Origin of the sequence: Nocardia higoensis NBRC 100133, assembly GCF_000308595.1 — a bacterium.
Taxonomy (GTDB): Bacteria; Actinomycetota; Actinomycetes; order Mycobacteriales; family Mycobacteriaceae; genus Nocardia; species Nocardia higoensis.
The window spans coordinates 141,954-152,962 of sequence record NZ_BAGA01000058.1 but is presented as its reverse complement, the minus strand read 5'-3'; the positions used below and the strand labels follow the sequence as shown (position 1 = coordinate 152,962).

The 11,009-nt window shown below is 71.0% G+C and carries 5 protein-coding genes; 2 read left to right on the top strand and 3 right to left on the bottom strand.

Features of this window, described 5'->3' with window-relative positions:
• Window positions 1-36: 36 nt before the first annotated feature.
• Window positions 37-2,301 (top strand): DEAD/DEAH box helicase family protein, encoded by a 2,265-nt coding sequence (locus ON26_RS07745; protein WP_157171817.1) that lies wholly within the window; start codon window positions 37-39, stop codon window positions 2,299-2,301.
• A gap of 74 nt (window positions 2,302-2,375) precedes the next feature.
• On the opposite strand, the gene ON26_RS07740 is transcribed toward ON26_RS07745, so the two are convergent.
• The 3 genes from ON26_RS07740 to ON26_RS07730 form a co-directional block, all read right to left on the bottom strand.
• Window positions 2,376-7,541: a PDDEXK-like endonuclease domain-containing protein gene (locus ON26_RS07740; protein ID WP_051026797.1), complete on the bottom strand. Its 5,166-nt coding sequence runs from the start codon at window positions 7,539-7,541 to the stop codon at window positions 2,376-2,378.
• A gap of 169 nt (window positions 7,542-7,710) precedes the next feature.
• Window positions 7,711-9,156 (bottom strand): serine/threonine-protein kinase, encoded by a 1,446-nt coding sequence (locus tag ON26_RS07735; RefSeq protein ID WP_245545763.1) that lies wholly within the window; start codon window positions 9,154-9,156, stop codon window positions 7,711-7,713.
• Between the two features lie 32 nt (window positions 9,157-9,188).
• Window positions 9,189-10,292 (bottom strand): hypothetical protein, encoded by a 1,104-nt coding sequence (locus ON26_RS07730; RefSeq protein ID WP_051026796.1) that lies wholly within the window; start codon window positions 10,290-10,292, stop codon window positions 9,189-9,191.
• A gap of 225 nt (window positions 10,293-10,517) precedes the next feature.
• Between ON26_RS07730 and ON26_RS07725 the strand changes: the two genes are divergently transcribed.
• Complete coding sequence (locus ON26_RS07725; protein ID WP_040795290.1) at window positions 10,518-10,958, top strand: DUF732 domain-containing protein; 441 nt, start codon at window positions 10,518-10,520, stop codon at window positions 10,956-10,958.
• Window positions 10,959-11,009 lie beyond the last annotated feature (51 nt).

Genomic DNA, 11,009 nt, shown 5'->3' with positions numbered 1-11,009 from the left:
AGCGCGGAGGGGCGGCCCACTAGGCTCGGCGCACCGGTGTTCGAGCGGGAAGGTGACGTGGTGCGGGAGTCGTTGGTGCGCCGAATCCGCGAGTTGCTGGCGGAGGAGCCCGGGCGGTCGGCGCGCGAACTCGCCGCCGCCATCGACGCCGCCGGGGTGACCAAGACCGACGTCAACAGCGTGCTGCACGCCCAGCACGGCATGTTCGAGAAGACCGACGACACGCCGCCACGATGGTCGCTGCGATCGGCACCCGCCGGCTCCGGTGCGGTCCCGGCTTCCCGGCCGGCGGCAGTTCCACCGACGAGCTCGCCCACGGTCCGCCCCTCCGGCCGGTCGGCCGCTCCCTCCCCCGCTCGATTCGGCAGCGGTTCAGCGCCACAGTCGGCGAGCCCACGCGAAGCGCTGGGCGCATGGCAACGGCAAGCGCTCTCGGCGTGGCAGGAACATCACCACCGTGGCGTGGTCGAGGCCGTGGACGGCTCGGGAAAGACGGCACTCGGCGTCGCGGCGGCCGCCGAAGCGCTCGAAGCCGGACATCCCGTTCTCGTCGTCGTGCCGGACGCGGACGGCCGGCGGCGATGGACCGACGCCCTGCACGCCGCCCTGCCCGCCCGCCGCATCGTCGCGTCGGGCGCCGGGACGCCCTCCCACGGTGATGTCACCGTCGTCACCCCCGACGCCGCCATCCAGGACCGCCTGTTCGACAAGCACTCCGGCGGCCAGCCGACCGCCCTGATCGTCGACGACGTGCACACCTACAGCGCGGGCGCCTACGCGAAAGCCCTGCTCCCGCGGTTCGACTGGCGCCTCGGCCTCACCTCGGGCCTGGCCCGCCCCGATGATCTGGTCGACACAGTGGTACTGCCCTACTTCGAGCAGACCGTTCCCGGCTGCGATTACCTGCACGCGGTCCAGACCGGCCTGCTGCCCCGTATCCACCTGGCCCAGGTTCCCTTACAGCTCGGCGAACGCGAGCGCAGCGCACTGAACTCGGTCGAGGACCGCGCCGAACAAGCCCTGGACACGCTCGTCGGCACCTACGGCGCGCCGGACACGCCCGCCGAAGCCGCGGAATTCGCACGAGCAGCCCTCCGCGCGAAGGGCCGTGCCGCGGTCTTCGCCAAGCGCTATCTCGACGCCCTCACCAAACGTGCCGAGATCCTCGGCGAATGCCGCGCCAAGATCACGCTGCTGCAAGCGCTGCCCGCTGCCACGCTGAAGCGCACCCGGGCGATCTTCTTCACCGACCAGGCCCTCGCCGCGAACCGGGCCGTGCAACTTCTCGGCCACGACGGCTACCGGATCACCCGGGTCGGCGAGTCGCTCGGTGCGGCCGATCGCGGCGACATCGCCCGCCGCCTGCGCGAAGACGCCCTGCACGCGATCGTGGAACGCCGGGTGCTCGACCCCGCCCTCGCCTTCCCGTTCGCCGGACTCGGCATGTTCCTCTCCCCCGATCTCACCGCACCGGAACTGGCGCAACGGCTCGGCCGGATCATCCGCCACGGCGGTGCGCACACCCCGATCGTGGTGCTGGCCTATGCCGAGGGAACCGTGGAAGATCCGCGCCGAGTGGGCCCGCATCTACGCCGGCTCGCACAGATCGCGGAGGGGGTCGTCGTCACCGACGCCAGAGGGCTACCCGGCCTGCTGGATCAGTGGATCCCGGCAGCGGCCGCCGAGCCCGGCACCACCTCCGCACCGGAGCGCCCCGCACCTCCGGAGCCGACCGCTGCGCCCGCCCCGGCCGAGTCCGGCACGGCCGGAACCGAGGTGGCCACCGAGCCCGACAGGTTCGCCCGACCCGAACGCGCGGTCGAGCCGGAGCGGTTCATCACACCCCGGCGTCCCATCGCCCCCGTGGTGGCCGCCGTACCCGAACGATCCACCGAACCGGAAGAGCAGGAGGCCGACACCGTGACCGCAGAACTCACCGCCGCACTCCGCGCCGAAGGCGGCGTCGCGACCGCCGACGAACTCGGCGACCTCATCGGCCTCACCGACCCGAGGGAGATGTTCGCCGCCGTGAGCGCCGCCGCCGACGCCGGACGGCTGGAGTTCCAGCAGATCGAACCCGGCTCCGAAGAACTGATCCTGCTGTCCGCGGAGTCCGGCGGCACCGCCGCACAGCGCCGCGCGGCGGTCGTCACGATCGCCGACTGGGCCGCGCATTCGGACGATCCGATCGACGAATTCCCGCGCGTGCTGAGCGATCTGGCGCCGATCCGGGTGCCCGGCCACCGCCTCGTCGGCATCGCGGCCTTCCTTCGCGGCACCACGCCCGCCGGCCTGCTCTGAACACCGACGCGCCGAGTCGTCATCGATCACCGCGGCACCGGGTGAACGGGGCGATCCGCCGTAAGCAGGTCGACTCAGTCCGATGCCTGCCGCGCCAGGGGCAGCGCCAGCGCGAAGGCGGCGACGGCACGGTCGGTGATCTCGGATTGCCCGAGGATCCGCAGCGCGCGGTGTAGCACGTCCTTGCGGTCGCGCCAACCCGTCTCCGCCGCGACATCGGCCAGCACCTCGGCGAGTTCGCGCACGGGCACCTGCTCCACCGAACGCGGACCGAGCGTGCGCCGGTCCGTCAGCGGCTGATCCGGGGTGCGATAGGTCCGCAGCGCCGGATCGCCGAGGGCGAGCGGATCATCGACGAGCAGATCGCCCCGCTCCACCGCCGACACCAGCAGATGCTCGACGGTCCCCGTCAGATCCTCGTCGGCGGCCGCCCCGCCGGCTCGCAGGTAGGCGGCGAGCAGACGGGCGCCCGATACCGGCCCCTCCACCTCGACGATGCGCACCAGATCCTTGGCCACCGTGCCCGACGACGCCACCTCCGGCCCGGCGAGCGGCTCGGTGAAGGCGCGGTACGGGGTCACCGCCGATTCCGCCACCGCCACCGCCACCGCCGCGGCCGGTTCCGGCTCTACCGCCGACGGCGCGGACCCACCGGGCTCCCCGGCAGGCGTGGACCGCTCGAACAGCACCCCCTGATCGAGCAACTCGGCCTCGTCGAACAGAACGGGTCGCCCCAACGTCGTGGTCGGCAGCGATTCCCCCGCCTGCCCATATCCCCCGCGCCGCTCGGCATCCTCGGAACGCACGGGATCTTCGGGCTCGTCCGTCGAGACGACATCCTGCTCCGGCCCGATCGGCTCCAGCCCCAACGCGTCGAAGGTCTCCCACAACGGCTCGAGCGCCGCGTCCGGATCACGCAGGAACTGCGACTGCCTGATCCGCACGAACGGCCACCCACACCGTTGCAGATCCCGCTGCCGGGCGAGATCGGCCTCGAACGCCGTCGGCCCGTCCCAGCGGTCGCCGTCGCATTGGACCGCGACCCGGGCGTGGTCACCGGTGACCACCATGTCGATCTCGTAGCCGGTCGCGTCGTAGTGCGCGGTGACCCGATAGCCCCGGTCCACGATCCGGTTGAACACCTGCTGCTCGAACAGCGAATCGAAGGGCGCGACGACGCGTTCCTCGGTCACCGGCTCGGGCCGGCCGGTCCGCTGTTCGGCGCCCTTCTTCCACCCGTCCAGGCAGTAGTCCAGCAGCTGATAGCGCATGTCGGTGTGATTGCGCAGATCGTCGAGGGTGATCGAGTGGAACAGCCACAGCTGGTCGCGCGCTCGCGACACCGCGACGTTGTAGCGCTGCACCGCTTCCTCGCGGTTCTGCGCGACCAGCCGCGAGTCCTCGCCCTTGGACTTCACCATGGACAGGAAGATCACATCGCGCTCGGCGCCCTGGAAGTCGGCCGCGTCACCGCAGCGCAGCTGCCTGCGGGCCAGTTCCTCGGGCTGGAACCGCGCCATCAGCCGGTCCCAGATCAGCTTGGCCTGGGCACTGCCCAACAGCGAGATCACACCGAAAGTCTTGCCGTCGTAGGCGGGATCGCGCATGCACTCGGCGATCTGCGCGACGATCCGCTCGGCTTCGACGGCATTGACGATATTGCTGCGCCCGGTGCTCACCCCGTCGGGCACGTGCACGGTCCGGATCGGCGGGAGCCGGTCCGCGCCGAACAGCCGCACCGGGATGAGCTTCACGTTCTGCGGCTCGTAGGCGATCTTGTTGGAGAAGCCGATGATCTCGGGCACGCAGCGCCGATGCTCGACCAGCGTCAGCCGCGCCGGGAAGCGCATGGTCGCCTCGTCGAACAGGCTGCGCTTGGCCTCCTGCCAGGTCGCGCGGTACTTGTCGTCGGCCAGGTACTGCCCGGCCAGCGAGTCGAGCTCCTTCTGATCGATGCCGACCGCCGACGGCGAGACCTGCTTGTCGTCGCCGATCACCACGATGCGCGGCGCGAGGTACTGCAGGAACACCGATTCCAGCCCCGCCTGCGAGGCCTCGTCGACCACCACCACGTCGAACATGTCCTGCTCGATGTCGAGCTGTTCGACCACCCGGTAGATCGGCATGATCCACACCGGCACCGCCGAACGGCAGCGCGCCAGCGTCTGCTTGATATCGGCCCGCCTGCGTCCGGCGTGAATGCCGGTGCCCTTACCCAGCTTCCGCACCAGCTGCACATACTGGAGCAGATCCGCCCGCGAGGAGGGGGTCAGCCTGCCCGGCCCCACCGCCCGATCCCAGGCACGGGTGACAGCGAGTTCGGTCGCTTCCTTGCGCAACCGGTCCTCGATCGAGTCGAGCTCCCGGAACAGTTCGTTGACCTGTTCGTCGACGCGTTCGGCGAGCCACCGGCCCGTCGCCGCCCACCCCCACGCGGCGGGCAGGCTCTCCAGCCGCGCCACCCAGCCGGGATCCTCGACCGTGGCGAGCACACTGTCGCGCAGCGCGGGAACCGCGGCCATGCGAGCGGTGAAATCGTCTCGGCGCGTGCGCTTCTCGCGCAGTTCGCGCAGCTCGGCCGAGCGGGCGCGGGCGCGGTGGTAACCACGGACGTCGCCGCGCTCGACCGCGAGCCGCAGATCGCGGACGGTCGCGGTGGCCTGCGGCGCGTTGCTCCACGAGGTCAGTTTGGTGAGCAGCTGACCGATCGGCGCCTGGGCGGCGCGCAGCTCGTCGAGCGCGGTCACCGCGTCGAAGGCCTCGACCATCCGGCGCACCGAGCCCGGGTCGGCCCAATCCGGCTCCGGCAGACCGTGCAGCCGCAGCTTGTCCCCCGACTCCCGCAGTTGCGATCCGAAGCTCAGCACCGACCGCAGCCGGCTCAGCCGTTCGCGATGCCGGGCCAGACGCGAGCCCGGCGACCCACCGGTGGGTTCGGCGATGCCGTGCCACACCGCGTCGAGCTGGTTGAGCAGCCGTCCCGCCTTCTCGTAGCTGCGGAATGTCTCCAGTTGTTCGGCGGTCGTCGGGATCCGCCCGTCGACCCGGACGAGATCGAACAACGGCTTGGCGTCCTTGATCACCTTGGCGGTGGTCAGGCCCGCCTTCGGCGAACCGTCGGCCTGGGTCTTGATCTCGCCCTTCTTGGCGATATGCGCCAGCACCGCTTCGGCGAGCGACACCAGTGGCGCGAGATCGGTGCTGTTGACCGTCACATCGCTGATCCCGACGGCCGCGACCGCCGCATCGGCGTGCATCAGGAACTCCGCGATCTGGTCCCCGCGCGCCTGCCATTCCATCGGACGGCCCGAGCGCACCGCGAAAAGCGCGTCCGCGATCCAGCTTTCGCGATGGTCGACCAGTTCGGCCGCCGCGCGGTCCTGGCCCTGCACCAGCGCGCACAGTTCCGTCCGGATCGCCGGGGGCAGCGGCTGGATCCGGCGCACCCACTCGGTCTGGCCGATCTCCTGGTATTCACGGCACTTCTCGGTGGCTGCCGTCTGCCGGGCGAACCACTGTTCGATCTGCTCCGGGGGCGGCAGCTCGGAGGGGCCGACGATATTCGGGGCGGCCACCTCCGGATCGTTCAGCGTTCGGTCGAGCAGCAGCTCCCGCCAGTGCGCGGCGTCGCGCGCGGACAACGGCGGCGCCGCGTCCAGGCCGGGAGACACCAGCCCGTCGATCCAGCCCAGCCGATCCCTGTCGTCCCGGTGACGCTCGACGATCGCCGTCAGCGTGCCCCGGTAGCCGGCGATATCGAACTGCCTGACCTCGGATTCGCGCGCCTCCCGCAGCCGCCGTTTGATGTCGGCCCTGGCCTGGCACAGCTCCGCGATCCGGCGCTGCGCGGCGGTGATCCGGCGCGCGGATCGCTGTGCGTCGTGTTCGTCGGCCGCGTCCGAGATCCGGGCGACCGCGACCTCGAGATCGGAGAACGAATCCCGTGAGGTGCCGACGACCGCCACCGACAGCGCCTTGATCTCCTCGGGCAGCTTGCCGCGCACCTCCTCGAGCGCGCGATCGGTGTGCGCGGTGATCAGCACACGCTTGCCCTGTGCCAGCAGATGCGTGATGAGCGCCGCGGCCGTGTGGGTCTTGCCGGTCCCGGGCGGGCCCTGCACGATCGTGTGCGCGCTGGAATCGACATGGTCGAGGATGCGCAGCTGCACCTCGTTGAGCGGCATCGGCAGGAAGCTGTCGCCGCCGTCGCGCACCACCGCGCCCTCGTCGCTCGGCTCGTCGCGGGCGGGCACGTAGTCGGGGTCGACCAGGTTGCGGATGCCTTCGGGCACCGAGCCCTGATCGCGGATGCGCCCGGCGATCGAGTTGAGCACCCGCACGAGCCCGCGGGTGCCGCGCGGACGCAGGATCACCGCGGGCGCGTACGCGCCGGTCGGCTCGCGGCGCGGCGGTTCGGGACCGAGCTGGTCGAGATAGGCCGACTCCGGGGCGACGCCGTTGATCACCCGCCGCACCAGATTGCCCACCGCCCCGCGATCGAACGGGTAGACGTTCTCCTGCCGCGCGAAATTCTCCGCGTCGCGCACCATGCCCGGATTGCTGATCTGGTTGTTCTCCAGAAAGTCCATCAGCTCGACGGTCAGCCCCGAACCGTCGGCGTCGGCCACCACCGACAGCGCGCCCGTGCTCGCGTCGAAATCGACCTTCACCGGCACCGTCAGCACATGCCTGCGCACTGTCGCCCCCTGCGGCGGCTTCCAGCTCAGGCAGCCCAGACCGAGCACCGCCTCGGTGGTCTCCGAGGCCGCGCTCAGCCGGGTGTGGATGTCGTAGAGCTCGCGATACAGCTTGTGCGCGAGCAGATCCCGGCGCGCCTTGGCCGCCCAGGGCCGCCACCGCACCAGCCATCCATGAAAACTCTCGAGGACCTCCGGATGGTCCTCGAGCTTTTCGACCCCCGCCGGACCCGTGCGCGTCTGCCGGAGTTCCGGCTCGTTCTCCGGGTCGTCGATGGGTCCGGGCACCAGCCACTCGCGCACCCGCGCGTCGTGCAACTCCACGACCGGCTCCACCCGCACCTTGCCGACCACGAGGAACGGTCCGCCCGCGGCTTCCGGCTCGTAGCGCACGACCTGGTGGGCGGGCAGGTCCGACATCCAGATCACCGAGCCGAGATTCTCGACCTCGGTCACCCGCGTGGTGCCGATCGCCTGCACGCGAGCCAGGTATTCGAACAGCCGGGCACCGCGATCGGCCAGCGGCGCTCCCCCACCCTGCACTTCTGACAACGCCCTTCCTCCTACCTCGACCCGGCTGGTTCGCCCCGTGACTTCGACCGGTCGTTCGACCCGGCTCACCGAGAACTGTCGCCGCGGCTGCCCGGCACGCTACCGCCCCCGGCCCGCGGCTGCCCGGGCTACCGGCCAGCGCACCGTGCTCCGCCGATGCTCACCGCCGCAGATCCGCCAGAATGCCTTTCACCTCGGCCACCCGCCGGTCCGCGGGCCCGAACCTGGCCTCCAGCTGCGCCTTCAACCGCTGGAACCGATCGACGGCCTCCCCGGTGTGCCCGAGGTGCAGCACGCACTCGGCCAGCCGGCGCTGACAGAACATCACCTGGTCGTCATAGGGGCCGCGCTCGGCGGTGAGGTCGTCGATGAGAGCGCGATACAGCTCGCCCGCCTCCTCGTAGCCCTGCGATTCGAAGCGCAGACCGGCCAGCTGGATCCTGGCGTCCACCACATCGGCGTCGCGCGCGCCCAGCAACGGGACCGCCGCGTGGACCGCGCGATGCAGGTGCCGCACGGCCGGGTGATAGCGGGATTCGTCGGCGAGGTGGCGGGCCTTCTCCACCGCGCGATGCAGGTCGCCGCGACTGTGGTCGTCGGAGGGCACGACCCCGCCCGCGGCCGCGTCGGCGTCCCCGGCCGAGCGCGTCTCCGCGAGCACGGTTTCCGCCGCCCGGCCGGGCGCGAGCACCGTTTCCGCCATCCGGGATCGCGCGGGCGCGCCGACCGCCAGCGCATACATCCGCGCCGGGCTGTGCACATCGTCGATCAGCTCGGCGACATCGGTGGCGTGCCGCATCAGCACCGCGTGCACGGCGGCCGCCCCCGCGGGCCTGCTCTCCGGCTTCTTCTCGAGCATGCACATGATCAGCCCCGCCATGTCCGCGGGAATGTCCGGCCGCCCGGCGCGGATGTCGGGGGCGGGGTCGGAGACCTGCTTCGACCACACCGTGAACGCGTTCGTGCCGGTGACGACCCGTTCGCCGGTGAGCAGCTCGTGCAGGATCAGGCCGAGCGCATACAGATCGGTCTGCGGAGTCACGTCGCGGGATTCGATCTGCTCCGGGGCCATGAAGGCGGGGGTGCCGATGGTCTGCCCGGTGGCGGTGTAGCGGCTGCGGTCGACGTCCAGGGCGATGGCCAGCCCGAAGTCCAGCACCTTCACCGTCCCGTTCCCGCACAGCATCAGATTCGACGGCTTGAGGTCGCGATGGTAGATCCGGTGGCGATGGGTGGCGGCCAGCACGGCGGCGATCTGCGCGCCGAGAGCGGCGACGATCCCGATCGGCAGCGGCCCGCGCCGGGCGAGCAGGTCCTCGAAGCTCACGCCGTCGACGAACTCCATCACCAGGTAGGGACGGATCGGATCGGTGTCGGTGATCCCGGCGTCGTAGATCGCGGGCGTGCCCGGATGGTTGACCGCGGCCATCAACTCCGCTTCCCGCAGAAAGCGTTTGGTCCATTCCGGATCGGAGTCGAGGCTGGCGTGGGTGAACTTGACGGCGATCCGGCGCTTGAGGTTGCGGTCGAACCCTTCGTGGACCTCGCCCATTCCCCCGGCGCCGACCTGCCGGATGAGGTCGTAACGGCCCCCGACGACCTGCACCCGGCCACCTCCGTGAATCTCGAACCGAAACACTATTCGCCGGTCTCGACCGGCCGCAATCGGGCGGTCGCCAAACCCAGATACCCGAGGCGAACCACCTGCTCGATGGCCGCACGACGCTGCTGCCAGCCGTCCTCGAGCTTACGCAGCCGCTCGAAAGCCCGCGCGTACTCGCGCTGGTCTGCGGCCGAAAGGCGGGGCACCGCCACCCGATAGAGATCGATGCCATCGGAGCCGCGCGCCTCGATCGCGGCGCGCAGCACGCCGGCGAGGAAGTCCGGGATCAGCGCCTCCGACTCCACCCGCACCAACTCGATGCCGGGCCCGAGCAACGCGCCGTCCGCCCCGCACACCCGCACGACCGCGTCCTCGGCAACCACCACCACGTCCCCGGCCCGGCAGATCACCGCCCCGCTCGCCGCCGCGTCGCCCTGCCGAGACGGCGCCCGCCCCAGCCGGACATCCTTGGCCGTCCACATCGGCGCGCTGCCCGCGGCCCCAACGGTCGGCGGCGACTGATGGAAGCCCACCATCCCCGCCTCGGCCAGCTCGCCCAGCGTGACCGCCCCCGCCGCAACGACTTCCACCGGTTCGAGCACCGGCGGCCGATCCCCGGGCCGATCGACCAGCGCACTCCGCAGCGCCGGGTAGCGATCGAGTTCGAGAACGCGGGCGTCCTCCGGGCTCAGATCGACCCGCTCGTCGAGCCGATCGATCGCGCGCACCACATACCGCGCGGCCGCCGGATGCCCCGGATCGGACCGGAACGCTCCCCAGACGGAAGCCACCAGCGCGCGATCCCCGCCCGCATCCAGCAGCAAGACATGCTCCGGCCGTTCACCATCGGATTCGGCGAGCACCCACAGGTCGCGCTCGGCAGCCAGCCCGGTCACGATCGCGCGCAAGACTCCCCCGCGCAACAACACCGACCGCAACGGCCGGGCCTGCGCGCTCGCGATGGCCGCGGTCGGCATGAGCACCACCACCGCCCCCGATTCCGAAGCCTGCGAGAGGCATTGGAGCACCCACGCCTGCGCCCCCTCGGCCGACCCCCACCGCCGATCACCGTCGTCCCCGTAGTACCCGGGGTCGTAGAGCGTCGCGCCGAAGGTCTGCTCGGCGAAGTCGTGCCACACCTCGGCACCTCCTCAGGTCGATCGGCACATCCGCGACACGCTAACAGCGCGCCGCCGGCGAGCACGCGGGTCGTGGGCCCGCCCCCGAGGCGCCGATCGGCGGAGAGCTCACGGCCTCAGGTCTCAGGGCAGCAGCTTACATTGTTCAACAACTAAAGCAGATCAACGATTGACAATGATTTCATCGCACAGCTATGGTTCCGACGTACAGCGCAACCAATTCGCTTGCGTGACACCATCAGCCGCCCGACCGCGATCACCGCCTTCCGGGCAGCCCCAACCCACCCGGGGGAAACCATGCCCATCGCCCTGCGCACACTCACGTCCCTGCTCGCCCTCGGCGCCGCCGCCACCTTCGCCGCCGCGCCCGCCGCCACCGCCGCACCGTCGACCGGCTCGGCGGGCGGCTCCTCCTCCAGCGGCTGCGGCCCGCGCTCCGGCGCCGACTACCGCTTCCTCGAGGACTCCCACTTCGACGAAGAGTCCTGCAGCGTGCAGGACTCGGCCATCCAGCTCGCGCACCGCAGCTGCACCTGGCTCGACACCTACGGCGGCACCGCGCGCAACCGCCTGATCCTGGCCGACGAACTGAGCGACACCCTCGACTATCCGCACACCTTCGTCCGCGCCGCCACTCTCGCCTACTGCCCGCACAACGCGCGCTGACCCTCATCGCCTTCTCCGACGAACGCGTCGGCGCATCGGCAGAGCACTCGA